The 26,725-nt window shown below is 54.2% G+C and carries 17 protein-coding genes, 1 tRNA gene and 1 pseudogene; 18 read left to right on the forward strand and 1 reads right to left on the reverse strand.

Annotation, left to right across the window (positions count from 1 at the left end):
* Positions 1-42 precede the first annotated feature (42 nt).
* The 11 genes and pseudogenes from ACSQ13_RS02315 (at position 43) to ACSQ13_RS02365 (ending at position 13,525) form a co-directional block, all read left to right on the forward strand.
* The gene (locus ACSQ13_RS02315; protein WP_295513174.1) at positions 43-1,083 is read left to right on the forward strand and encodes a pyridoxal-phosphate dependent enzyme; all 1,041 of its coding nucleotides are present in this window, start codon (positions 43-45) and stop codon (positions 1,081-1,083) included.
* Positions 1,083-2,228: a M24 family metallopeptidase gene (locus ACSQ13_RS02320; protein ID WP_176248596.1), complete on the forward strand. Its 1,146-nt coding sequence runs from the start codon at positions 1,083-1,085 to the stop codon at positions 2,226-2,228. Before ACSQ13_RS02315 ends, ACSQ13_RS02320 begins: the two co-directional genes overlap by 1 nt.
* A complete protein-coding gene (locus ACSQ13_RS02325) occupies positions 2,225-2,971 on the forward strand; it encodes a maleate cis-trans isomerase family protein (protein ID WP_295513173.1) in 747 nt (248 codons plus the stop codon). Before ACSQ13_RS02320 ends, ACSQ13_RS02325 begins: the two co-directional genes overlap by 4 nt.
* A gap of 281 nt (positions 2,972-3,252) precedes the next feature.
* Positions 3,253-3,951 (forward strand): annotated as a pseudogene (locus ACSQ13_RS02330) (integrase arm-type DNA-binding domain-containing protein); the annotation flags it as partial.
* Between the two features lie 60 nt (positions 3,952-4,011).
* Positions 4,012-5,141, forward strand: a protein-coding gene (locus tag ACSQ13_RS02335; RefSeq protein ID WP_295513100.1) for an IS3 family transposase whose coding sequence is annotated in 2 segments (ribosomal slippage) — positions 4,012-4,258 and positions 4,258-5,141 — 1,131 coding nt in all. Because the reading frame shifts where the segments join, the coding sequence is not laid out codon by codon here.
* A gap of 457 nt (positions 5,142-5,598) precedes the next feature.
* Positions 5,599-5,796 (forward strand): helix-turn-helix transcriptional regulator, encoded by a 198-nt coding sequence (locus ACSQ13_RS02340; RefSeq protein ID WP_295511540.1) that lies wholly within the window; start codon positions 5,599-5,601, stop codon positions 5,794-5,796.
* A 165-nt stretch (positions 5,797-5,961) separates the two neighbouring features.
* On the forward strand, positions 5,962-7,473 hold the full coding sequence (locus ACSQ13_RS02345; RefSeq protein WP_295511541.1) for a YfjI family protein: 1,512 nt from the start codon (positions 5,962-5,964) through the stop codon (positions 7,471-7,473).
* Between the two features lie 555 nt (positions 7,474-8,028).
* On the forward strand, positions 8,029-9,006 hold the full coding sequence (locus ACSQ13_RS02350) for a DUF4238 domain-containing protein (RefSeq protein ID WP_295511543.1): 978 nt from the start codon (positions 8,029-8,031) through the stop codon (positions 9,004-9,006).
* 308 nt (positions 9,007-9,314) lie between these two features.
* Entirely contained in the window at positions 9,315-10,394 is a 1,080-nt protein-coding gene (locus ACSQ13_RS02355; RefSeq protein WP_295511546.1) for a DNA cytosine methyltransferase, read from the forward strand.
* The gene (locus ACSQ13_RS02360) at positions 10,372-12,030 is read left to right on the forward strand and encodes an ATP-binding protein (RefSeq protein ID WP_295511548.1); all 1,659 of its coding nucleotides are present in this window, start codon (positions 10,372-10,374) and stop codon (positions 12,028-12,030) included. The genes ACSQ13_RS02355 and ACSQ13_RS02360 overlap by 23 nt, the downstream gene beginning before the upstream one ends.
* A 361-nt stretch (positions 12,031-12,391) precedes the next feature.
* Entirely contained in the window at positions 12,392-13,525 is a 1,134-nt protein-coding gene (locus tag ACSQ13_RS02365; protein ID WP_295511549.1) for a zinc-binding dehydrogenase, read from the forward strand.
* 474 nt (positions 13,526-13,999) lie between these two features.
* Here ACSQ13_RS02365 and ACSQ13_RS02370 read toward each other — a convergent pair whose 3' ends face one another.
* Positions 14,000-19,120, reverse strand: a complete 5,121-nt coding sequence (locus ACSQ13_RS02370) for a RecQ family ATP-dependent DNA helicase (protein ID WP_295511552.1) — start codon at positions 19,118-19,120, stop codon at positions 14,000-14,002.
* Positions 19,121-19,416: 296 nt separating this feature from the next.
* Here ACSQ13_RS02370 and ACSQ13_RS02375 point away from each other — a divergent pair, with 296 nt between their 5' ends.
* The 7 genes from ACSQ13_RS02375 (at position 19,417) to ACSQ13_RS02405 (ending at position 26,684) form a co-directional block, all read left to right on the forward strand.
* Positions 19,417-19,707 carry a hypothetical protein gene (locus ACSQ13_RS02375; protein ID WP_295511555.1) on the forward strand — a complete coding sequence of 97 codons (291 nt, stop codon included), beginning with the start codon at positions 19,417-19,419 and terminating at the stop codon, positions 19,705-19,707.
* A 430-nt stretch (positions 19,708-20,137) separates the two neighbouring features.
* Positions 20,138-21,373 carry a hypothetical protein gene (locus ACSQ13_RS02380; protein WP_295511557.1) on the forward strand — a complete coding sequence of 412 codons (1,236 nt, stop codon included), beginning with the start codon at positions 20,138-20,140 and terminating at the stop codon, positions 21,371-21,373.
* Positions 21,374-21,417: 44 nt separating this feature from the next.
* Positions 21,418-22,547 (forward strand): IS3 family transposase gene (locus ACSQ13_RS02385; RefSeq protein ID WP_295513100.1). Its coding sequence is split into 2 segments (ribosomal slippage): positions 21,418-21,664 and positions 21,664-22,547, totalling 1,131 coding nucleotides; the frame shifts between segments, so codons are not numbered across the junction.
* A 26-nt stretch (positions 22,548-22,573) separates the two neighbouring features.
* On the forward strand, positions 22,574-24,199 hold the full coding sequence (locus ACSQ13_RS02390) for a DUF262 domain-containing protein (protein WP_295512866.1): 1,626 nt from the start codon (positions 22,574-22,576) through the stop codon (positions 24,197-24,199).
* 8 nt (positions 24,200-24,207) lie between these two features.
* Entirely contained in the window at positions 24,208-24,489 is a 282-nt protein-coding gene (locus ACSQ13_RS02395; protein WP_295512865.1) for a hypothetical protein, read from the forward strand.
* Positions 24,490-24,559: 70 nt separating this feature from the next.
* Positions 24,560-24,634, forward strand: a tRNA-Gly gene (locus ACSQ13_RS02400).
* 253 nt (positions 24,635-24,887) lie between these two features.
* A complete protein-coding gene (locus ACSQ13_RS02405) occupies positions 24,888-26,684 on the forward strand; it encodes an ABC transporter transmembrane domain-containing protein (protein ID WP_176248594.1) in 1,797 nt (598 codons plus the stop codon).
* Positions 26,685-26,725: the final 41 nt, after the last annotated feature.

Raw genomic sequence — 26,725 nt, forward strand, 5'->3', positions numbered from 1 at the left:
AATTACCCTTGACCTATTTCCGCGCGGCTTGTTCGGTAGGCCATGGATATTTTGCACATCACCCGCCCCGCCGCCGTTACCGGCCTTGATGATATTCCCATGCCGTCGGTGGATGCGCAGGCTGCGCAATCGCTGGTCGCACGCTGCCCTGTTGCGGGGGAAACCCCGCTTGTTCAGGCCGAAGCTTTGGCCGTCGAGGCAGGGGTGGCCGAATTGTGGGTCAAGGACGAACGCGGCCGCATGGGGCTGGGCAGCTTCAAGGCGCTGGGTGCTGCCTATGTCATTGCTTGCGACAAGGAACGCGGCGACCATCGCGGGCGCACCTATGTCACGGCCAGCGCTGGCAATCACGGCATGTCCGTGGCTGCGGGTGCCCATGCCTTTGGCGCGGCCTCTGTCGTCTATATCTCGGAAACTGTCCCCGAAAGCTTTGCCGCGCGGCTGGCCGAACAGGGGGCGCAAGTGGTGCGCCAAGGGGCGACCTATGAGGATAGCATGGCCGCCGCACAGGCTGCGGCAGATGCGAACGGCTGGGCGCTTTTGTCGGACAGTTCGTGGCCCGGATACACCGAACGCCCGCATCGCCTGATGGAGGGCTATCTGGTCTTGATGGCCGAGGCGATTGCCCAGATGCCCGCCGCGCCCACGCATATTTTCTTGCAAGCGGGTGTTGGCGGTCTGGCCGGAGCATGCGCTGCCTTGGCGCGGCAGGCATGGGGCGATGGCCCGTGCATCATCGTGGTCGAACCCGATGCCGCCGCGGCATTGCACGGGTCGATCAAGGCAGGTGCCCCCACAGAAAGCGCCGGACCGGTCAGCGACATGGGCCGGCTGGATTGCAAAATGCCATCGCTGATCGCGCTGAAGGGGCTGGCGCGCGATGCCGATGCCTTTGCCCTGATCTCGGAGGCCGAAGGGCAGGCAGGGGCCGGCACCGCGATGGTTGCAGGCTTGGCGTCCAGCCCGTCGGGGGCCGCAGGGATCGCGGGGGTGTTGGCGCTGTCGGATGCGCAAAAGGCCGACCTTGGGATCACCGCAGCATCCATCATCCTCACAGTACTAAGCGAAGGGCCTGCAAGCTGATGCGTGGATTTGCGCAAGCCGAATATGAGGCGCGCCTTGCGCAGGCGCAAAAGCTGATGGCCGCCCATGACTTGTCTGCGATGCTGCTGACGACCGAGGCTGAAATCCGCTATTTCACCGGGTTTCTGACGCGGTTTTGGGAAAGCCCGTCGCGGGCGTGGTATCTGGTGATCCCGGCCTCGGGCAAACCGATTGCGGTGATACCGTCCATTGGTGCGGCGCTGATGGCGCAGACCTGGGTGGATGACATCCGCACATGGCGCGCCCCCGATCCTGCCGATGACGGGATCAGCCTGTTGTCGGACACGTTGAACGAAATCGCAGGGATAGGGCGCATCGGCATTCCGTCTGGCCCTGAAACCCATCTGCGGACCCCTCAATCCGACTGGGGCTGGATCAAGTCGGGGACATTCGGGCAGTTCGTGCCCGACAACGGCATTACGGCCCGTTTGCGTGCGGTCAAATCCGGTGCGGAAATCGCCAAGATTGAAACCGCCTGCACCATCGCGGGGCGTGCCTTTGGACGCGTGCCCGAAATCGCTGGCCAAGGCCGCGCGCTGTCTGCTGTCTTTCGCGACTTTCAACGGTTGTTGCTGGAAGAGGGGGCCGATTGGGTGCCCTATCTGGCTGGCGGCGCGGATCGCGACGGCTATGGCGATGTGATTTCCCCCGCCGCAGACAGGCCCTTGGAGCAGGGCGATGTGTTGATGCTGGATACGGGCGCGGTGTTTGACGGGTATTTCTGCGATTACGACCGGAATTTCGCCATCGGGCCTGCGTCGCCAATCGCGCGCGATGCCCATGCGCGGTTGATTGATGCGGTGAATGCGGCGGCGGATATTGCCCGCCCGGGCACAACGGCCGCAGACCTGTTTCATGCGATGGACAAAGTCGTGACCGGCGGGGCAGGCGGATCGGATGCCGGGCGATTGGGGCACGGGCTGGGGATGCAACTGACCGAAGGCATGTCGCTGATCGCGGCCGACCAGACTGTGCTGGCCGAAGGAATGGTCCTGACGCTTGAGCCGGGGATTGATACTGTTGACGGCCGGATCATGGTGCACGAGGAAAACATCGTGATCACCCAAGACGGCTGCCGTTTCATCAGCCCGCGTGCGGGGCCGGAAATGACGGTGATCGGATGAGCTATCCCTACAGGTCCGTGGCGACGCTTGATCCGGCTCTGGGGCTGATCGTCTTGCAGGCCGATGAAACCCTTGAAGGGGACATGCGGGCGATGATGCCGCTGGAAACCGCGTTTTATGTCAGCCGCGTGCCCAGCGACGATGCCGTCACCTCCGAGACGCTGGCCGAAATGGCTGGGCATCTGACCCGCTCGGCGGGGTTGCTGCCCCATGCCGCGCGCTTTTCCAGCATCGGATACGGGTGCACCTCCGGGGCCGCTGAAATCGGCTCTGACCGGGTGGCCGGGCTGATCCGTGCCGGCAAAAGCAGCCCCCATGTGACCAACCCGCTAAGCGCGCTGATCGCCGCATGCGAGCATCTGGGGGTGACGCGGTTGGCGCTGCTGTCGCCCTATGTCGCACAAGTATCGGCCAAACTGCGCGATGCGCTGGCGCGCCAAGGCATTGAAACGCCTGTTTTTGGCAGCTTTGACGAGGCGGAGGAGGCCAAGGTCGTGCGCATCGATGGCCCGTCCATTGTCGCGGCAGCCGTCGATCTGGCATCGCGCGGCGGGGCCGAGGCGGTTTTCCTGAGCTGCACCAACCTGCGCACCCTTGGTGTCATCGACCAGATCGAGCGGGAAACGGGGCAGCCGTGCCTGTCGAGCAATCAGGTTCTGGCGTGGCACATGGCGCAGGCCACAGGGATCACCGCGCGGATACCGGGGCGGCTGGGGCAGGGGATGGTAACGTCGTTAAAGTGAACCCGTAACGCCCGCACTGCCGCAGATTGACGGGTTTGAGCAAATTCCGGGCCATTCGGGGTATTGATCCACTTGACGATCGGTTCGTGTTGGCATACCTCAGGCTTCGCTGAGCGGGCGTTGTGTAATGGTTAAGACCTCAGTTTTCCAAACAAAGCTTCTGATTTTCATACAGTATCATGGAGTAGCTTAGTCTTTATTTTTGTTGACTTTTATATGTCACTAGGTTGCATGGTGTAGCACTGACTTGCATACCGTTACCTACAAAAGGCCGACAAAGAATGCCGAAGCTCACAGAGACGTTTGCCAAGAAGCTACCACACGCGAAAGCCGGTACGGACAAGTATTGGGACGCCGAAATCAAAGGGCTCGTGCTCTTCGTCGGGAAGCGATCCAAAACCTGGTATTTTCAAAAAGACGTTGGTGGTCAGACCAAGCGCATTCTGCTTGGCCGTTTCCCCACCATCTCGGCGCTTGCCGCTCGGCAAACAGCCCTAGGGTTTGCACTGGAGATGGGCCGGGGGGCAGGGAAGGTAGCCCAGATCGGAGCGCCAACTCTTGAGGCTGCGATGGAAGCCTATCTGTCCCGCCCGAAGCTTCGATCTGATACCCATAAAAGTGGAACACGTCAGCAAATAGAACTTCATCTCAGGGACTGGATGCGACTGCCACTGGACGAGATAGGCAAAGCAATGGTTGTCCGTCGCCATCAGGAAATGGCTAAAACGCCATCCGCTGCCAATCATGTGCTTCGGAGCTTTCGGGCAATCTACAACCATGCCCGGCGGACATGCGATCTGGGAGAATGCCCGGCGATAGCAATAGAATGGTTCGAGGATAAACCAGACGGTCGGATCATCAATGATCTCAGGGATTGGCGGGTCACAATCGACGGTTTGGACAACCCGATACATCGCGTGTTCTATGAGCTTCTTTTGTTCACGGGTCTCAGGAAAACTGAGGCGCTTACGCTGCAATGGTCTTGCCCCGTTTTAGTTCCGGTCTCTTTCGAGCAATGTTTGCTATGAAGGAGATAAGGAATGGCAAAGCGATACACAGACGAGTTTCGGCGTGATGCTGTGCGAATGGCGACGACCAGCGGCTTAACGCGCCCGCAGCTTTCATCGGATTTAGGGGTTGGCGTCTCCACGCTGAACAAGTGGGTTCAGCAACATCAGCACGACGATCTGATGTCTGGGCCGCATGAGGATGTTGAGAAGGAAAACATCCGCCTTCGCAAAGAAGTCCGGCTACTGCGCGAGGAGAGGGAAGTGCTAAAAAAGGCGGCAATCTTCTTTGCAGGCGAAAGCCGGTGAGGTTCGCCTTCATCGACGCCTGGAAGGAAGCTTGGCCCGTAGAATTTCTCTGCCGTATCATGCAGGTCACGTCTCGTGGGTTTCGTGCGTGGCGGATACGCCCAATGAGCCAACGGCAGCGAGATGATATGGTACTTCTCGCCCACATCCGTGAGCAGCATCGGCTTAGCCTGCAAAGCTACGGACGCCCACGGATGACTGAAGAACTGCAAGAACTGGGGCTGAGCGTCGGCCACGGGCGTGTGGGCCGTTTGATGCGCGAGAACGGCATCAAGGTCGTCAGGACCCAAAAATATAAGGTCACAACAGATAGCGATCACACGTTCAACATCGCGCCCAACCTGCTGGATCAGGACTTCACTGCGGATGGCCCGAACCAGAAATGGGCCGGTGATATAAGTTACATCTGGACCAGCGAAGGCTGGCTATATCTGGCTGTCATCCTCGACCTCTACTCTCGCCGCGTCATCGGCTGGGCTGTCAGCAACCGCATGAAACGGGATTTGGCGATCCGGGCGTTGGACATGGCTGTGGCGCTACGGCAACCGCCCGAAGGCTGCATTCACCATACGGATCGCGGGTCGCAATACTGTTCCAACGAGTATCAGCGCCGCCTGTCAAAGCACGGCTTCAAGGTCTCGATGAGCGGCAAGGGCAATTGTTACGACAATGCGATGGTTGAGACATTCTTCAAATCCATCAAGGCAGAGCTGATCTGGCGCAATCGTTGGGACACACGCCGCCAGGCAGAAGGCGCGATATTCCAGTATATCAATGGCTTCTATAATCCACGCCGACGTCACTCATCGCTCGGCGGGAAAAGCCCCTTGGCATTCGAACGAAAGGCCGCATAAATGAGTTGAGAGACCGGAACGTAACCGTGACAAGACCAATAGCAAACCAAGCAACTTACATGCCGCAAACTAGGCTCTCACGAAGAGGGTTCGCCGTCGAAGACAGGCCATTTATTGAATTGGCATCGCACGCACTGAAAAGTGGGAGTGCTAAGAACCCAAATGAAGCGATACGGATGATAGAGGACGGGCTTTGGAAAGACGTTGCACCTCAAGCAGGATCGTTCGATGCTGCCGTTGCTGGGGGTGGATCTTCGCTGTCGAAAAGAACTCGCCTGTACAAGCAGCTGGTTGCGAGCCTAAAGAAAAGTTAGATTAAAGTGACTTAAGCTATTGAAGTAAATACGTAATGTTTGGAGCGCTTTAGTGCGCTCTAGAGAACTCCAATGAACTCAAAAGATTTTCCCTAACTGCTCTGCCAATATTGGATTGTAACCTGATATATGGAGAGACAGCCATGAAATCCGATAGTGATGAACGTCTTCTGACCCGCAACCAAGTGGAAGACCGCTTTGGTATCCCCAAACGGTTTCTCGAGGTTTCTGCGATGAAACGGGAGGGCCCGCCGATCGTACGCCTTGGGCGGTCAGTGCGCTACCGCCCGATAGACGTGATTGCTTGGATCGCTACGCAGATGAACGCGGTTCCACAATAGTTAAGGCAATTTGGGCGCAAACTGCACTCTTGCCGATCCCACCTCAACTTTTGGAAAAAATGGTATCTCCCGTCTAGGCTGACCTAGGTATTCCACTGTCGGTACCGGCCTTTCCAAACCTCACGGCCAGAACACTGGCACACATGAAAATCACTGGAGAAAGTAATGCTGACTAATAAGTTTAGCACAGGGGAGAGCTATGTCTTCACCCCACAACCCGAACCAACCGCGCTTTTCGGGGAGTTAAGAGAAGCCGAACCAGTTCCCTGGGAGGCGCTTGGTCCCTTAGCAGACCCAATCAGGAGTATCTCGACGTTGACGCAAGCACCGGCTGCGATCGCGATGCAAAGTGTACTGACGGTTGCGAGTACCGTCACGCAGGGGCTTGCGGATGCGGAAAGCCTTCACGGGCATGTGCCTTTAAGTGTGTTTGCACTCACCATTGCCCAGTCCGGAGAACGCAAATCGGCCTGTGACGCGCTGGCGACAGCCGCAGTCAAACGCGTCGATCAAGAGCGGGAACGTGAGTACCGCCTTGCAAAACGCGTGTTTGAAGCTGAGTTGCTGGAGTTTCAGAAAGGTCAGAGACGCAAACCGAATAAAGATCTTGAGGTTATTGAAGGAGATCTCAAAGATCCAGACGTCGATTTGGCTCCTGAACCACCGCTTGTTCCGACCATATTGATCAGCGATGTGACAATCGAAGGGCTGCATCGACGATTAGAGACGGGAACGCCGTCTGTTGCGGTTATGACCGACGAAGGTGGCCAGTTCTTTGGCGGTCACAGTATGAAGCGAGAAAACGCGTTAAAAACAGCCGCAGGGTTTTCTAAACTTTGGGATGGTTCGCCTATAAGCAAAAGCCGAGCATCGTCTGAACCGAGTGTGCTTTACGGGAAGCGGGTGTCGTTGCATCTGATGATTCAGCCGGGTGTGGCCCAGACTGTCGTCGGAGACCCTATGATGAAGGACCAGGGGCTACTCTCTCGGGTACTAATCGCATGGCCCGACAGTAACATTGGATCACGTCAAATTACCAGAGACCCGTCCCGCATTGCTGCAGAAACCAAAGCAAAGGCCAAGTTGCTTAAATTCGATGAGCGCATCACGGAGCTTCTAAATGTTAAACTGCCAATTCACCCGGAGACAAGGGCGGATCTTGACCCTCATCGTTTGCAACTGTCAGATAGGGCGCGCGCAAAACTTGAAGACTTTTATAATCGCGTGGAACATGCCTCAAATAAGGGTGAGGCATTTGAATACATTACTGGATTCGCGGCAAAGGCCCCTGAAATGGCAGTAAGGATCGCTGGTGTGCAGACGCTTTATGCCGACGAATTTGCGACTGAGATTACCGAAGGCATGATGTCAAATGGGATAAGCATGATGGAATGGTATCTCACAGAGATGCTGCGTGTCTCGGATACGGGCCGCCCAAACCAGGAACTCTGCGCGTCCGAAGATTTAAGACTGTGGCTTGTAAATAGATGGGCAGAAGAGTTCATCGACAAGCGAACCATGATGAAAAATGGCCCCGGTCATCTGCGTGATGGGAACACATTGGACATCTGCATCAAGAAACTCATTGAGTACGGCTGGCTGGTTCGTGAGCCTGGGCGGCAGGTCATCAATGGAGCCAATAGTAAAACGTATTGGCGTGTTGTGCGTCGGGGGTAGTGGGGGTGAGCTCGGACGGCATCGCACGCATTTTTGCGTGCCTTGAAAGCGCAGAAGAAATATTTCTGGATGTTGATCCTGAACATCGCCCTGCGGGTCCGCACACGTCCTCGCAGGGATCTTTGCCGCAAATGCCGCAGTTGCCGCAGCCTAAAGCGTCTGCACACAGTGCTATGACGGACCAGGAAGATGAGTTTGAAGAGCGGGCAGCCATAATTGAATATGACGGCGGACTGCCGCGGCCGCTGGCAGAGTTTCTAGCGAGACGGGGCAGGGAACAGTAGGGGGCCGCCTGTCCGGGTTGGAGCTTAGTAGTGATGCGCAGTGCGTTAACATCTGCATCAGCATAAGGTCAGGTATTGGTCTTTTCCGGCCCTTAGCTGCCGTTCACGCACGCTCTCGACGCTGCGATGCAGCTTCCTTGAAGCGGACATTGGACCAGATGCGCAGCATTTTGACAAAGCCGGGGTCCGCATCGCGGGACAAAGCCGACATTGGAAATCCACGTCGGAACATATATGAGAACCCATAAGTTTCCCAACCCAGAGGCAGGCCGTGGCGGAGAAAGCTAATCATCACTATGTTCCCCAACTCTATTTGCGGAACTTTGCGGATGGATTTGGCCGCAAAGCACGGGTCTTCACTTTTGACTCCTCCACCAACGAGGCTTTTAAGACCTCAGTCCGAAACGTGGCAAGTAAGAGGCATTTCAATCGCGTAGAGATTGATGGCGTTGATCCAAACTATTTGGAAGATGGTCTCGCGGAAATGGAGGGTGAACTTGCACCTTTCCTCGCTGAAGTTGTTGCTGAGAAGCGTTTTCGAACATCTGAACATTTCGATTGGACCATGAATTTGGCCGCGCAACTCTCGGTGCGGAATCCGCGAATGCGTGGCCAGCTGGAGAAATTCCATAAGGACATTGCGGAACGTATCGCAAGCCTTTCCGTTTCGACCAGAGAGATTTGGGAGAGCCAACAAAGACAGATGCAAGAAGCTGGCGAGGTAGTCAATGCGAAGGTCACGTACGAGCAAGCTAAGAAGTTTCATGAAGATAAAAACTACGAAATTGCGATTGATCAGACCCATTTGATCGGGCTCGAAATGCAGATGGTTGAAACAGTACTTACAGAGCTTGGGAACCGGAACTGGTGCTTTGTTTCGCCTCCGGACGGCCATATTTTTATTACCAGTGACGATCCGGTAGTGTTGTCATGGAGCGATCAGAAGGACAGAGGTTTTTACGGGCCTGGTCATAGGCTCAAGGACACTCTCATAACTTTTCCTTTGTCCAGTGATCTAATCCTACTCGGTACCTTCGAAAATTTGCCACCTGTCATGAACTATGATGCATTGCAGGTTGCTGATGCGAACACCCACCTTGCCAGATATTCGACCAAGCAGATTTATGCTCGGAGCAGTGACTTCAATGTCCATATGCCAACGAAGTTTTTCGCTTCTGGCAACGAACTACCCATGCTCATGAGGTTGGTAAAAAAGGCAAGCACCACAGAATTTGCCTCCAAAAAATAGATGTATGAGTTGTCGATGGTCGATACGGTAGGTCTGGGCTCCTTGCGGCCATTAGATCGACTACACCATCCGTTGGCATCTGACCTGATCGCATCGTCAAAGACGGCCCAAACCGGACATTGATTACCTTAGTCAGAACCGCATGCAGCTTTCCCAAAGCAGTCGTCGGTGGATCACGCTATCGCGCACGACTATAGCTACCTGAGATTGCAATAGAGCTTCCCCTCGAACGTTCAGTTGTTTAGCGTGTCCGTAAAAACCGAGCTAGTAACCAAATTTCAGTAGTGATGACACAGGGATACCCAAAGATGGCCAAAAAAGAAGACCCTGAACCGTTTGCTGAAGTAGTAGATTTGTTCTGTGGCGTGGGATCGTTAAGCCATGGATTATTCAGAGCAGGCTTTGATATACGTGCGGGATACGACACAGATAGTCGATGCAAACATGCCTTCGAGGTCAATAACGAAGCAAAATTTCATTCACGAGACGTCGCAAAGTTGCAGCCAGAGGAGATACTGTCTCACTTTTCAGGTGAGTTACCTACTGTATTGGCAGGTTGCGCACCTTGTCAGCCTTTCTCAACTTACAAACAACGTTATGACGAAGACCCGCGTTGGGATTTAGTTGAAAGCTTTGCCCAGCTTGCCGTGAGAGTTCAGCCTGACTTTGTGACTATGGAAAACGTGCCGTCCCTTCTGAAATACAAGGAAGGGCGTGTATTCGCTCGCTTCAAAGAAGTTATCGAAGACGCTGGTTACAAGGTTCAATGGGAAGTGGCCCGATGTGAGCAATATGGTGTCCCGCAACGACGGCGACGGTTGGTAGTGATCGCATCTAGGATTGCCCTTCCACCTAAGCTCAGAGCAACCCATTCCATACCTTTGACCGTACGAGATGCAATCGCCTCATTGCCACCTATAGGGGCAGGTGAGAATAAGAAAAAAGATGCGCTCCATGTGGCCGCCTCACTTTCAGAAACCAATCTTGCCCGCATCAAAGCATCAAAACCGGGGGGAACTTGGCGCGATTGGCCGTTTGACCTCAGAGCGAAGTGCCATCAACGAGCAACAGGGAAAACGTATTCAGGGGTATATGCGCGAATGGAGTGGGACAAGCCGTCTCCGACGATGACCACCCAATGCTACGGATTTGGAAATGGTCGCTTTGGGCACCCTGAACAGGACCGAGCGATAACCCTCCGTGAAGCTGCTATCTTGCAATCATTTCCAAAAGACTATTCATTTCTACCAAAAGGCGAAAAGGTAGCCCTTTCTGAAGTTGGCCGTTGGATTGGCAATGCAGTTCCAGTCGGACTAGCAGAAGCCATAGGCAAGAGTATTAGTTCAATAATATCGGAGAAACCATTTGGCAGACGATCCACAAGTTGACCCATACAGGTTTGAAATCTCACTTAGTGTTTTAAATCATCTGGGCAGGAACCTATATCGAAACTTCATTACAGTTCTTGGCGAAGCGATTTCTAATGCATGGGACGCCGACGCAAACAATGTTTGGATTGAAATTGGTCGAGAAAAATCAAGCTTTTCGATAAAAGACGATGGCGTTGGCATGGATGCTGCGTCATTTCAATCAAAGTTCCTGAAAATCGGGTATTCAAAGAGAACAGAGGGCGGTGGTCGATCACCTAAGGACCGCCCCTACATCGGAGCCAAAGGTATCGGGAAGCTAGCCCTTCTTTCATGTGCTAAACGCATATCCGTTTTCTCGAAAACAGAAACATCAGACTATACGGGTGGTGTGATTGATAATGCTGGATTGGACGACGCCATTAAGGGCAACCAAAGCACCGAGGAATATCCGCTTGAAGGACTAAACTTCGATCTCATATCTGAGCTACGCAATGGTCATGAAAAAGGAACGATAATCTGGTTCGAAGAAACTAATGATCAGCTCCGCAAATCCGATGCCTATTTAAGAAAGCTGCTTGCCTTGAGTTTTAAGTTTTCTCTGTTGGGTGCAGATTTTACAATTCACGTGAACGGAACTCCAGTTACGATAGATGACTTGAAGGGCTTGTCTGAAGCGACACAGTTCTTGTGGTTGGTAAATGAATATACTGACGCTTTTGTAGAAGGACTTCCAAATCTGGAAAGACCACAGGCTGAAGTTACTAGTCCACTGGCAATCAAAGGCTTTATTGGATCAGTAAAAAAGCCCGCAATGCTCAAAATCACTGGAACCGAAGAACGGGCGACCATTGATCTCTTTGTAAATGGTAGGCTTCGAGAGAAGAATATCATAAGGCACATTCCAACTCAGCGGATCGTTGAAAGCTACATTTACGGCCAGATTCACTTTGACACTCTTGACCGAGAGGGCGTCGATCCATTCACAAGTAGCCGTGAAGGTGTCGTAGAAGACGACGTGAGGTTCCGCAGCCTTATGGACTACCTCAAGCGTGAGCTACTGTCTCAAATCATTGATGAATGGGATAAGTTTCGGCTCGATGTTAGAGATGAGGGCGACGACGAAAACAAAAGAAAGACCAAACGAGAGCGGAAGGCACAAGCTTTGGTAGCGGAAGCCACCAATGACTACGTACCAGAAGACGATGCGCCCGCCAAAGATGATGTTGAAGCTTGGCTGAAGGAAATCATGCCTGACGCAGAGTACAACACTTCAGCCTATGTGGATTGCTTCCTCTCAGAAAACTTAGTTCGCAAGTACATTTCTCACAAGGGTCTACCGCTCAAACCAGATATTCAGACAAGGATTGACAAGTACAAGGAGCAAGAAGTTGCGTACAAAGGAACTGCAAATATCAGCTTTCCGATCCGCCAAGCGTCGTCTGACCTAAGCTATGTAGATATGAACGATCTTGCATTTACGGCTGAGGGCAGCAAAAAAGCACCTAACCCATCGCTTTGGGCAGATGCTGGAGCCTTTCGGCCTGTCAGAAACGCAGTAGGCCATACTGGACGACTAACAAAAACCGCCAAAAATCACCTGAACTTAACGTTTGAGAATATCAAAGCACGTATTCGCACCCTAATATCAAGTTAGGTAGTCGGGAATGCAAGGTGGATAGAAGAGTGCACGGACTTCACTCTCAACGCCGAACGGCGGCTTTAAAAAAGGTGTCTATTTTTAGCTGACGCAGCGAATGTCCGTTTCCCGCCCTTCTTGTCGAACGGCGTTTCCGGGCCGTCAAAAGACTATAATCGGCTGAATTGTAATCCTCCTGAAGCAAACGGCCAACCGCAGTGCCGCATTTGTCGGTGGGTCTCGCAGGGTAACTCTTCTTTGTGAACATCGCCGTGGTAGGCTTGCGGGGCTTAAGCCTGTCACGCGGCGCGCCGAAGGCGTTCTAAGGACGGCCCATATCCGTTTCGACCAACAACGTCCCTAGAAAGAAAGCCACAAAATGTCATTGCCCAAAACCTATCTCCAATTGCTCTCTACATTGAATGCGGATGGTGAACTCCAGATGCAGCTGGCTGAAAAGGAGATGCCCACGCCCGGTCTTGACGAAGTGCTTGTCCGTGTTGAAGCCGCGCCGATCAACCCGTCGGATCAGGGCGTGATGTTTGGTTGGTCTTCGATGGACAAAGCCACGACAACAGGGACAGGTGCCGAGACCACGTTACATGCACCTGTGTCACCTAAGGGAATGCGCATGATGAAAGCACGCGTTGGTCAGGCCCTACCCGTTGGGAATGAAGGCAGCGGTACGGTTGTCGCCGCAGGTGAGAATGCTCAGGGCCTTAAGGGTAAGCTCGTAGGCCTGATGGGTGGCGAGATGTATGCTCAGTACCGGTTGGTCAAGGCGATGATGTGCCTGCCCCTTGGTCCCGACCATACTGCAAAAGATGGTGCGGCCTGTTTCGTCAATCCCCTGACGGCGTTGTCGATGGTCGAAACCATGCGACTTGAGGGACACACTGCACTTGTTCACACGGCGGCTGCGTCCAACTTGGGCCAAATGTTGAACCGCATATGCCAGGCGGACGATGTACAACTGGTCAATGTTGTGCGTTCAGCAGAACAAGAAAAGCTTCTGCGGGACATGGGTGCAGCCCATGTTGTCGACAGCTCGAAAGACAGTTTCATGGCTGATTTGACGGATGCTATTCATGAAACCGGTGCCACGCTTGCCTTCGATGCGACCGGTGGAGGGCGTCTGGCATCTAACATCCTCACTGCGATGGAGGCCGCTGCAGCGCGAACGCCGGGTGCATACAGCATCTACGGATCAGTGAAGCACAAGCAGGTCTATCTTTATGGTGGGTTAGATCAATCAGAGACAGTGCTCACACGCGGCTACGGTATGGCTTGGGGCGTTGGCGGTTGGTTGCTACCCAATTTTCTTGCACGTGTCGGCCACGAGGTCGGTGCAAAGATGCGGGAGCGGGTGGTTAAGGAACTGACCACCACGTTTGAAAACAAATACTCGGATGAAATTTCGCTCACGGATGTGCTCAAGTCAGAAGTCGTTGCGCGCTATGTTACCAAAAAGACTGGTGCAAAATTCCTAATTAATCCTCAGTTGCCTATCTAGTTCGCAGGTCGTGTTTTGAAAATTAGGCTGGACGGATAACCAGCGTTCGCTCCGACCCCTTGTAAGTTTTGGAGCGGGCTGTCCTAGGTGCAACAAGTGTCACGATGGCGAGAAATAAGGCCACCTCAAAGCAGACCAAGGGGCAGGGGGTGAGTCTAAAGTCTGGGAAAACCGGACCTCGCAGACCCGTCCCCCTGCAATCCGGAGATTTTTTCTTTTGACTAAGGAAGTTTCACGCCACCCAGAGGCCCGCAGATCTGCTCTGCGGTTCCATAGGCCAGAAGTCGGAAAATCTGAGATCTTCTCCTATTTTTTTAACACTTTAAAACAATGGCTTATGGATTTCTCAGAAGCCTAGGGGAGGAGTTTTGAGAATACGGCTCACCAATTGGGCATTCACCATCAATTTCTGAAATCTTATTTTTCGGATGAGTTGTGATGGGCGTCGTCAAACCGTGACACGTCCAAAGATCGTCAACCGGCCTCGAAGACCAACTCAGGAATAACAACCTCCCAAGCATCTCGCCTGAGGGTGTGATGAAACGCTTCGTCACCATCTTCTTTGCGCCAACGCAGAATTGCCGCCACTTCACCAGCTACAAATCGGGTGTTCGGGGGAGGTGCAAAGCTCTTTGACATTCGTCCAAGACTGCGTCCTTTAGAGTCCTTGAGAAACCACCGACCCTTTTCCAAGACCAAAGCAATAGGATCGCCAATTCGGGCACTAGCGATAGCGTTTAGGCCAGGGAAGTTATGCCCTTGGCGTCCAGCGAACGACAGATCAACCATTCGCGCTTCAGCCGACTGGAAATACCTTCGCGGCCCCGTGAACGCGTCCAGATCCGGAGTCACAAGACGGTTGATAACGGAAGATGAGTTTTTGGGCAGATACTCGTGGTTGTCGTTGCTCATCACGATGAGGTTGCGCCGCGCACGCGTCATGGCCACATAGAACAGACGTCGGGGGGCATCTTGGTCCTCGTTGCGTGAGGGGCGTTCCCAGCCTCCGTCGAGAATAATAACGTCGTCGAACTCTAGACCCTTGGCACGGTGCGCTGTGAGGAGCTTTAAGCCCGTTTGCTCGCCCCACGTCTCGCGAGCCCATTCTGCAAACCACTCTATGACATCAGTCACTGGAAGGTTTCGTGCATCGATTTCCCTTGCAAGAATACCTAGCCCCACGCCAATCTGATCAGTCCAACGAGAGGACGGAATAGCATTCAACATGGCTGTCATGTCCGCCACAGAGACGACCCGACTTTGATCTTTCCTCAAAGCTTCGACGAACATTTGCATTTCGCGCATCCGCCAGAGACCAGGAAGGCGTTCGTTCGCAACATCCACAGGGATGCCCAGTGTTTCGGCGAAGTCCCTGACAGGAATGAGTCTCTGCCAATCTCGCGATATGATCGCAGTCCGGGACCAGCTCCAGTCCGGTATCAGTCGAGAAAGGCGTAGCATCTCTTCAAGTGCGGCCATCGCCTGAACTTCATTACCAGACGGACAGCCAAGAATTTGGACCCGACCTTGTGCGACGGGATCAAGCGCAGCCATCTCTCCACCAAGAGGTTCCCTGGTTCTGGCGCGATCAACCGAGATGTCATGGCCAATTTTCATTCGATCTGCAGATTCCTCGATCACAGCGTTTGCAGTCATAACGATGTGACCAGCTGACCGGTAATTCTCAGTCAAGAAGACAGGCTTAGCCGCATAGTCCTCTTCGAATTGACGGATGTGCCGAACTGAGGCTCCCGCAAAGGAATAGATGTTTTGATCGTCATCGCCGACCGCAAAGAGGCTGATACGGAGGTCCGGATCATCTAGACTGCGCCCCGCCACAGCAGCAATTAACGCGTATTCTTCGGGCCCGACGTCCTGGTACTCGTCAACCAACATCCAACGGTAACCCTGGACGAGTGTTTCACGCAGTGCTTCTGCCGCAGTCTTGTCCATTCCATCGCCGCGAAGAAGTCGAACCGCATCCATAAGTAAACTGCTAAAGTCTTGGCGCTCTGCTGTAGCGCCTCCGGTAAAGCTTGCACCTACCAAACGCATCGCGAGGGCATGGATCGTTGATACAGTCACAAAACGCGCTTCATCACCTATCAAGCGGCGCAAGCGCTCCCTGATTTCGGCTGCTGCATGACGGTTGTAGGCAAGCACGAGAATCCCGTTTGGATCTTCGCGCTTAATCTTCACGAGGTAGGCGATGCGGTGCACTAGCACGCGTGTCTTGCCAGAGCCTGGTCCCGCTAAGACGAGGACATTGGTCTGCTCACGGTCATCACGTACGATTTGCTCCTGAACTGGGTTGCCAAGTGAGTCGACGATGTTCTCCCAAGCCTGACCCGTGGCCTGCCTGCGAAACTCGGTTCCGCGACCTGGCATCCACCGGCGCATGAACGCGTCACGTTCTAGAATAAAATAGTCGGCTGAAAGTCTCTCGGCTTCTTTAATGCTTTTCAGTCCCTTTTCGGCATATGCAGCCATAACATGGGTCTGGATTGTCTGTTCGGTGTAGTGCTCCTCAAGCGGCGCAAAGTTTTGAACGGTAAAGCTTCCGCCTTTGGGGTCGAGATGAAGCGTGATTGCGGGCCGGAACACCGACAAACCCTTGCCAAGCGTAATAACTTGCTGCTCATGGAGCCAGAGCAGTGCACGGTCCATGAGTTTGTTAGGATCGTTGACGGAACCTCTAAGGACAGCGTCACCATTGATCGCGCCAAGAAGGCCGCCCAAAGTTGTTTCAACTGGAATGTCCTTACCGCGCGTTCCCTTTGGCACGCGGTCAACTAGGTGGCTGAGTAGTCGCTCCGCCCCAAGCCTGCGCAGTTCGGCTGTCTGCACAACTATCGACCAAGAGCGCTGCAGGCGTAAAAAGAGGCTTCCTCGGGATGCCTTACGTAAATGGAGGTTGCCGCGCCCACCTTCCATATCACGGCCATCCTGCGCCAGGCCGTGTAACAGGCCTTCAACGATATCTGGGCGGACGGAACTATGGCCTCTTTCCCTAAGCATTTGGCTTGTGGCGGAAAGATTGAATGGTGTGGGCTCCCCGTTGTCTGCATCAGGAGCTTCCTCACGCAACAGGGCGATTAGGTCGGCTTCAAGCCGCGCCGCAGCTTCGAACCGCGTCCGCGATCCGTTCTCGACACCCACGTGGAGGAAGATCGTGATGTTGGTATCATCGTTAGCGATACCCAGAGCTTCGAGGTCCGTGAGTGCTTTTCGGAGTGCCAGCGCAGTGAGGCCACTGGCTCCACTCAAGGCATCAGTCGATACACCTTCCTCCGGGGGGGCGTTGATTATGTGCTGGACGATACTCAAGAGCTGGCGCTTGCGGGTCTCGGAGATCTCCACGCGCTCCAAGATCACTTTGACTTGTTCAACATCACGTACAAGCAATGAAGCGGGGAAGACTTGGACGCGGTTTTCTTCCCGTCTGAGGAGCTTTGCTTCTTCGAGCCAGGCCACGGCTGTCTTGACGCGCGTGTCGTCTGTAGCGCTGTCACGTTGGAAGTCATGATCCTTCTCTTCTTTGACGATCTCCCCTGCAGTCGCAATAACCTCACCGTTCTTGCGCGTTCTGCTATCCAACCGCCTGATGGACTTTAGGATCGCACCAATCTCATGACGTGCCAGCCTGGAGCGCGCGCTTAAGCTAAATTGCCGGTCAACATCGTCGCTATTGAACAGCAAGACGCATTGGGCCGGATCTCTATCACGCCCAGCGCGCCCTGCCTCCTGCAAGTAGTTCTCAAGCGAGCCGGGTACATCACCGTGTACGACAAGCCGGATGTCAGGCTTATCAATTCCCATGCCGAACGCGTTGGTCGCTGCAATGACACGGAGTTCACCAACGCGGAACGCTTCCTGGATATCGCGCTTCTCCTCGGTTGTGAGGCCCGCATGATAGCGTTCAGCTGCAAGCCCCCGTTGTTTAAGAAACTCAGCAACACGCTCAGTGGCGCTTCGTGTTGCGCAGTAGACAACAGCCCCCGATACGCCATTGGTTGGAAGGTCGGCCTCGAGCGCATCCAGAATGTCAGCCAGTTTTGTAGTTCGCTGTGTAGGTAGAACCTTGAAGCTGAGGTTGGTACGTGAAGCACCACCATCAAGCAGTGTCAGATCGAGTCCAAGCCGTTCAAGGAAATGTCCGCGGATATCCTGGACAACGTCCGGCTTTGCCGTAGCAGTCAGGCAAAGGACTGGTGCGACTTCATCGCTAGAGCTTTCTTTGATGAACCGGCTCACATAGCGATAGTCTGGTCGGAAGTCGTGACCCCATTTTGAGACACAGTGCGCTTCATCCAGCACCCACAAACCAACTTCGCGCTGGGCAAGCACCGATCTGACCGATGTGCTGCGTAGCTGCTCTGGGGAAATCAATAAAATTGCAGCATCACCGAGACGGACTTTATCCAGCGCATCGTGGCGTTCAGGGAGGGACAATAGTCCGTTGATAGTCACTGCCGAGGATATGCCGGCGCGAGCCAGTCCCTGCACTTGGTCCGCCATCAACGCAACGAGCGGTGAAATAACGACTGTGAGCGTGCCAGTCTTGTCGAACCGTGAAAGGGCAGGGATCTGATAGCAGACGGATTTGCCAGTCCCTGTCGGTAGGATGCCAAGCACGCTTTCGCGTTCCATTGCGCTTTCCACAATCCGTTCTTGTAGTGGTCTGCCGAACTCGTCTGCTGGCTCTGGGCGAAAGCTCTCAAATCCAAACCAACGGGACAAGGCGCGCTTTGGATCATTGTGCGTTCTGCAATAGGTGCACCAGGGGCTCCTGCAATTGGTGTCCCTTAGGTCTCGGACAATCCTTGCGGCTTCTTTGAACTGGGCGCGGACCCACGGTGGCATGACGGAGTCACCCCCAGCGACTGAAATCCAGGACAACGCATAAGCCATGGGCCAGGACAGGCTAGTATCATCGAGTTGCTCAAGGGCTTGGCCCAACATCGCAGAACATGCTGCGCCCTTGAGCAATCTGCGGATTGCGGTGTGTGCCTCGTCTCTATCGGGCTTTGAGCTGCCACGGATCTCTTCGAAGAGCCTGTCGAAGCCGCCACTTTGGGGCGAACGACAGCAAAGGTAGTGATATGCCGCCACCGCATCAGGTGACTGATCTTTGAGCTCTGAAAATGCAGTGATTTGGTTTTCCAAAACGTCAAAGACGAGGCGCGCATCGTAGGTGGGGTCATTGACGCGACCTGATTGAAGACGGCCGTCTTGATAGTGTTTCACAAGGTGGTGGTAGGGGTTCCGCGGGAACGCTAGTGGGTTCAGCCAAAGAGTGTCAATCGGAGCATCTGCAAGGACCACAAACCGTGGCGATGCAGCGGCCAGATGCGGAAGGTCATGCGCAAGGATGTTGTGCCCAATCACATGATCAAACCCTCGGCAGAATTCATCCAGTTTATCCAAACCTGCTTTAAGGTCGGACTTCACAGTGAGGTCTGCCAAAGCGGGATCGTGGGTCACCGCGGCAAGCGCAAATATCTGCGCTTGCGCCGGGTCGACTTCTAGGTCGATCGAAACGCACCGCCCCAATATCTCGGGGCTCGTAGTAGATGGGTCTGAAACGGCGCTCAAAGTGTCTGCAATCTTTTGATATTTCTTTGAGAACCTTACTTTTTGTACAGGAAAAGGGAAGTGGGGCAATTCCCGAACTCATCTATAGTGGTTCATAGTTACCACTATAGATTGTTAAGACCAAAATATGGGAAGCAGGTGGTTCGCTTGTTGCCATAGGCTAATAAGGCGCCTCTTAAAGGTTGAAAAGTATTGCCCAATGCAGCCCCACTGTACCCGTAGCGGACAGCGCGCGGCCGCAGGATCTCGCCGGGTAGGGTGCACGGAAGTCGTCATCCTTCGGGGCTCTTTACGGGATGCAGTATTTCGGAGAGATCGACGGCGACCGCGGCAACCGGCAAAAGACCGCGGAGCCTATCGCGGGCAGGTGCGCTCTGGAACTGCCGGGCCTGAGCGCCCTGTACCAGTTCGCGTCAAACGAGGCCAAGGCGTTCATGAACCGCCAGCAAGAAGACGGGCGGATGGTCTGCGTGGGGCACAACCAACGACGAGAAGTACCAGTGGGAAAGCAGCTTGGTGAAATCGAGATTTGCCAGGGCGATCCTAAATTAAGCAGTGAACCTGATCGGAATGAGTTGTCCTACTAGTGGGTCTTAGGCATCGCCCTTGGTGCGCATGTGCGCTCGCTGACTCTAGAAAATCCCGAGTTAAGCCTTTCTGCTGCCGGATTTATCTGGAGAACACGGGGCTAGGTAGAAGAAAAAAGTCTAAGAAATGCGTTCATGTCGAAAACAAGAGATTGAAAGAGGCGGATTTGCTGGCCTTTTGAACTAAAAGGCGTTTCCCTTGTCCACGAGAAGGCACCGGTCATCCTACTCAAAACTGGCAAACGAGCCCATCTGCCTAAACACACCATTCAATCATGATGCTTGACCTTAGGAAGCGCAGCCGGTCTTTTGCTTGGGGAGGGCAGCGTATTTGCTGTGATATCAGCCGATCCCGCACAAGAGCAGAAAAACAAGGTATCCAATCAGAATGGTAAGGCGTGTCACTGAAAGAAGTGCTGTAGAAGCGGCAATGGATGAATTCGATCAAATCGGCAGAGATGCCTTTTTGAAAAAGTACGGATTCGGTCCAGCCTTAAGGTACTTTATCATGTCGAACGGTCGCCAATACGATTCCAAGGCAATCTATGGGGCTGCTCATCGGATACAGTTTCCGGAAGATGGACTGGTTACCAGTGGCGATTTTTCTGGAGGCGAAGACGCAGTCCAACAACCGCTTGAAGCACTCGGTTTCAAGTTTTCTGCCGTAGGTCCAGACGCCGGCGACGGTCAGGCTGCTGATGCCTCCGATGTCGGATCAATTACATCCGAAGATATCAGCCTAATTGCTAGTTCGCGATCCAAAAAGCGATATGCAGAACTCACTGATGAAGAGCGCGCAGCCTATGTAAGCGTTTCATCAAGCCTGAAGGCACTCGGTGACCTTTTGAAGTCCAAATTGACGAACTCGGAAAAATTTGATGTCAAAATGACGTCAGGCTTCAATATCAACAGCGGTGTCCGAAGCTATATTCCAAAGGACCTTTGGTTTTCTGTTTCGCCACGCGAGAATGCAAAGGATCTCGCTGGTATGCCTCAACTCTTCATGATTGTGTCTGAGCGAGGCATTGAATACGGTTTTGGTGCATGTGTTTCGCCCAGTGATTTTTCTCAACAGACCGTCAAAGAAATTGTTCGAAAGGCTGCGCCAATTGTTTTTGAACAGTTGCCATTGCCAGAGACCGCTGAGGCTACTGGCATTCAGCACGACATCGAAGCGTCTGGCAATTGGTACTATCGATTCAAACATCGCTTGCCCCCAAGCCAGAGTGACTTCCCTAATCTAAAAGAGTGGACGCGGTATCTACGGTCAGCTGATGGGAAGAAGAATTCCGCCGGGACGATCAGTCGGTATCTTCAGGGCGATGCAGTAGATCAAGCCGACTTGACCGTTGAGATCACTGAAATGGCACGTCTTTTCGAACCTCTCATCGACAGAGTTTGGCAAAAGCCGTCCGATGTATCGCGATTGGAAAACCCGCAGACCACAGAATTTGCGCAATTGCTTTCCCATTTCATGAAGACTTATGACGAGAAGCGCACTGGCTCATTCGCGGTTGACGATGAACTTGGCTCAGCGATGCGAAACCTTAAGGCTTGGCTGGAGCAGGTGCCTGCGATCTTGGCCATGCCAACAATCAAAGTCAAACTAAGTGTTGGCATGGGGAATTGGACCAAGACGCCCTGGATTGGTCTTGCCCCGTTTTAGTTCCGGTCTCTTTCGAGCAATGTTTGCTATGAAGGAGATAAGGAATGGCAAAGCGATACACAGACGAGTTTCGGCGTGATGCTGTGCGAATGGCGACGACCAGCGGCTTAACGCGCCCGCAGCTTTCATCGGATTTAGGGGTTGGCGTCTCCACGCTGAACAAGTGGGTTCAGCAACATCAGCACGACGATCTGATGTCTGGGCCGCATGAGGATGTTGAGAAGGAAAACATCCGCCTTCGCAAAGAAGTCCGGCTACTGCGCGAGGAGAGGGAAGTGCTAAAAAAGGCGGCAATCTTCTTTGCAGGCGAAAGCCGGTGAGGTTCGCCTTCATCGACGCCTGGAAGGAAGCTTGGCCCGTAGAATTTCTCTGCCGTATCATGCAGGTCACGTCTCGTGGGTTTCGTGCGTGGCGGATACGCCCAATGAGCCAACGGCAGCGAGATGATATGGTACTTCTCGCCCACATCCGTGAGCAGCATCGGCTTAGCCTGCAAAGCTACGGACGCCCACGGATGACTGAAGAACTGCAAGAACTGGGGCTGAGCGTCGGCCACGGGCGTGTGGGCCGTTTGATGCGCGAGAACGGCATCAAGGTCGTCAGGACCCAAAAATATAAGGTCACAACAGATAGCGATCACACGTTCAACATCGCGCCCAACCTGCTGGATCAGGACTTCACTGCGGATGGCCCGAACCAGAAATGGGCCGGTGATATAAGTTACATCTGGACCAGCGAAGGCTGGCTATATCTGGCTGTCATCCTCGACCTCTACTCTCGCCGCGTCATCGGCTGGGCTGTCAGCAACCGCATGAAACGGGATTTGGCGATCCGGGCGTTGGACATGGCTGTGGCGCTACGGCAACCGCCCGAAGGCTGCATTCACCATACGGATCGCGGGTCGCAATACTGTTCCAACGAGTATCAGCGCCGCCTGTCAAAGCACGGCTTCAAGGTCTCGATGAGCGGCAAGGGCAATTGTTACGACAATGCGATGGTTGAGACATTCTTCAAATCCATCAAGGCAGAGCTGATCTGGCGCAATCGTTGGGACACACGCCGCCAGGCAGAAGGCGCGATATTCCAGTATATCAATGGCTTCTATAATCCACGCCGACGTCACTCATCGCTCGGCGGGAAAAGCCCCTTGGCATTCGAACGAAAGGCCGCATAAATGAGTTGAGAGACCGGAACGTAACCGTGACAAGACCAATCGTTGTCAGCCAGAACGATGACGTCCGGCACATTGTGGACGGCCAGCAGAGGATGACATCACTGTCGATCCTATTGATCTATTTGAACAACCTCCAGCAGGGCCAAGAGAAAACGGTCTCCATCCAGTCAATGATCTATGCCGACGATTTTGGCGAAAAAAAATTCAAGATGGATGTGCCTGAACGCAATGACTGTATGGAGGCATTGTTCAATAATACGCCCTTCAATACTGATGACGCATCGGAGTCAGTTCGCAACCTGACAGCCCGTTACCAAGACCTCGGCGAGCTATTCCCCGAGGAACTCCAAGGCGATGCTTTGCCGCTGTTCATCTATTGGCTGATGCGCAAGGTGAAGCTGATCGAGATCATCGCGTATGCGGATGAGGACGCTTACACTATCTTTGAGACCATGAACGACCGTGGCCTGTCCCTGACCCCGACTGATATGCTCAAAGGCTACCTGCTGGCCAACATCGACAACGTCGAAAAGCGGCTTGAGGCTGACAAGCTCATCAAAAAATATCTGGCGCTTTTTGCGGAACACGGCAAGGAAACCGACTCCGATTTCTTCAAGGCGTGGCTGCGGTCGCAATACGCACAGAAGATCAGGGAACGAAAGAAAGACGCCAAGCCTGAAGACTTCGATCTGATCGGCACCGAATACCATCGCTGGATCAGAAACCATTCCGCTGATCTGGGGCTGAACCAAAGCACTGACTTTTATCAGTTCGTTATGCAAAATTTCCGCTACTATGCAGCCCTTTATCTGCGGCTCTTGGATGCGGCCACCACACGTATGGACGGGTTGGAAAGCGTCCGCTATGTCGCGGATGCGGGGTTCACACTTCAACATCATGTGACCCTCGCAGCAGTCATGCCAGAGGATGACAAGGACACGGCCACCGCCAAGGTTGGGGTCATTGCTGGTTTTCTCGACTCCTGGCTAAACCTGCGCTTCTGGAATTTCAAATCCAATAGCTATTCCACCATGTCGTATGCAGTGTTCCTTGTGATCCGGAGCATCCGTGGCAAAACCCTGTCTGAAGTTCGCACCATCCTGCACGACCAGTTGAAGCACGAGATGTCCGAGATCGACTTTTCCAAACCGGTTCACCTGAGCCAATACACGTCCAAAGCGGTCCACCGCCAACTCGCCCGCTTCACCGATTGGCTGGAACAACAATCAGGTGTGCCAGGAAAATACGAGGATTACATCGTTCGGTCAGGCAAGAACGCGTATGAGGTCGAACACATTTGGGCCAATCACTATGACCGGTTCGCGGATGTGTTTGACCAACAGGGAGACTTTGACCGCACCCGCAATCATATCGGGGGGCTGTTACTGCTGCCCAAAAAGATCAACGCGAGCCTGAGCGACATGACCTACGCTGAAAAGCTGCCGCATTACCTCAAGGCCAACGCCCTGACCCAATCGCTGCACGAAGCGTTTTATGACAAGAACCCTGGTTTCCGGCAGACACTGCAAAGACACGGGCTTGAGTTCAAACCGCTGGAGGAGTTTGGGCTGACTGAGATGGAGAAGCGATCCGAGCTCTATTCCAGACTCGCCGCCCTGATTTGGTCGCCTGATCGGCTGCTGGGTGAATAGATAACGTAATGCTGGATGGACAATCCATATTTGACAGCTACAAAGACTGTGGCGTTGACTGGATTGGGCTGCTTCCTTCTGGCTTGAGCATCGTCAAAAACCGTGTACTCTTTCGAGAAGTTAAACAGCTTGGCAACGCGGATTTTCCGGTAATGTCGGTCTCCATCCACAACGGTGTTTCCACAGAGGAGCTATCTGAGGAGGAGTGTCCGGCCTGGCGGACCGCACCACAGCATCAGATTGCTATCGTAAATGGCGGTTTTGGGCCGGAAGAGGCTGTTGGATCGTAGATCTTTTTTGCTTATCCTTCATGGCTTACTTGACGCCCATACAGGTATGAAATACTAACGCTTTTGTCGAGCGGGCGTTGTGTAATGGTTAAGACCTCAGTTTTCCAAACTGAAGATGAGGGTTCGATTCCCTCCGCCCGCTCCAGAAATTCATTTCCGACACATTACCTACTAAGCCCGAAGTTCTCATTGATTAACCAATTCAATACATTTGATTAATCAGGTTTTGCGCCGCAGTTTTCCAAACTGAAGATGAGGGTTCGATTCCCTCCGCCCGCTCCAGTATCCCGTTGTGAAAATACTTCGTGCTGTGGTTTGCCGCAGATATGATGCCTTTGTCGGGCCTTGACCCCATGCGCCGTGCAGGCGATGACACGGGAGCATGAAAAGGAATTCCCATGGCTCGCAAACCCACGCCCGCACCCGCCCAAGAAGAACGCGAAAAATCCCGCGAACTGGGTGCCTTGCGTGCGCTTGCCCCGTTTCTGGCCCCCTATCGCGGCCTGATGATCGCAGCGATTCTGGCCCTGATCAGCACGGCGATGATTTCGCTGATGCTGCCATTGGCCGTGCGTCGGGTGATTGATAACTTTAGCAGCGGCGAGCAGTTGCTGGACCATTATTTTGTCGCGGCCCTCGCGATTGCGGCGCTTTTGGCGGTGGGAACCGGGCTGCGCTATGCCTTGGTCACGCGCTTTGGCGAACGGGTTGTTGCCGACATTCGCAAGGCCGTGTTCGACCGTGTGATCGGGATGAGCCCGTCGTTTTATGAACGCATCATGACCGGAGAAGTTCTGAGCCGGATCACCACCGACACAACCCTGATCCTGTCCGTGATCGGGTCGTCGGTATCCATTGCGCTGCGTAATGTACTGATCTTTAGCGGCGGGTTGATCCTGATGCTGATCACCTCGGCCAAGCTGACGGGGATGGTGTTGTTGCTGGTTCCGGCTGTGGTTGTGCCTATCCTGGTGCTGGGGCGCAAGCTGCGGGTGATGAGCCGCGAAAACCAGGATTGGATCGCAGCAAGTTCGGGCAACGCCTCCGAAAGCCTGAGTGCGGTGCAGACCGTGCAGGCCTTTACCCACGAGGCCGCCAGCCGCGCGCAATTCGCACAGATGACCGAAGCGTCCTTTGACGCCGCACGCCGCAGGATCAAGACGCGGGCTCTGATGACCGTCATCGTTATTTTCCTGGTCTTTGCCGGCGTTGTCGGGGTGTTGTGGATGGGCGCACGCGATGTGCGCGCGGGCGATATGACCCCCGGTGCCTTGGTGCAATTCGTGATCTATACCGTGATGGTGGCAGGCGGCGTTGCCGCATTGTCGGAAATCTGGGGCGAATTGCAGCGCGCGGCGGGGGCCACCGAACGTCTGGTCGAATTGCTGCAAACCAATGACGACGTGCGCGACCCTGCCACATCGACGGCATTGCCCGCCCCTGTCGCGGGCCGTATCGCGTTTGAAGACGTGCATTTTGCCTATCCCGCCCGCCCCGGCGTGCAGGCGCTGGATGGCGTGAACCTGACGATCAATCCGGGCGAAACCGTTGCCTTTGTCGGCCCGTCGGGGGCAGGCAAGACAACGATCATCCAGATGATCCTGCGGTTCTATGATCCCCAGTCGGGCCGGATCACCCTTGATGGCGTCGATCTGCGCGATGTGACGCGGGATACTTTCCGCCGCTCGGTCGCGCTTGTCCCCCAAGATCCGGTGATCTTTGCGGCCTCCGCGCGGGAAAACATCCGCTTTGGCCGCCCCGACGCGACCGATGCCGAAATCATCGCAGCCGCCGAAGCTGCGGCCGCACACCAGTTTATCAGCGCCTTGCCCGAAGGCTATGACAGCTACCTTGGCGAACGCGGCGTGATGCTGTCGGGGGGGCAAAAACAACGCATCGCGATTGCCCGCGCCATTTTGCGCGACGCGCCCGTGTTGCTGTTGGACGAGGCCACCAGCGCGCTGGATGCCGAAAGCGAACGCGCGGTGCAGGCAGCCGTCGACAAGCTGAGCGAGGACCGCACGACCCTGATCGTCGCGCACCGCCTGGCGACTGTGAAAAAGGCCGACCGCATTGTCGTGCTGGAAGCAGGCAAGATTGTCGACACAGGCACTCATGATGAACTGGTCGGCAAGGGCGGGCTTTATGCGCGTCTGGCCCGATTGCAGTTCACCGACGGTATCGCTGCTGAATAAAACACTTGTTAATCTTCCGTTAAAGTGGAAACAATCACGCG

The sequence above is a fragment of the Sulfitobacter sp. SH22 genome, assembly GCF_965641905.1.
Taxonomy (GTDB): Bacteria; Pseudomonadota; Alphaproteobacteria; order Rhodobacterales; family Rhodobacteraceae; genus Sulfitobacter.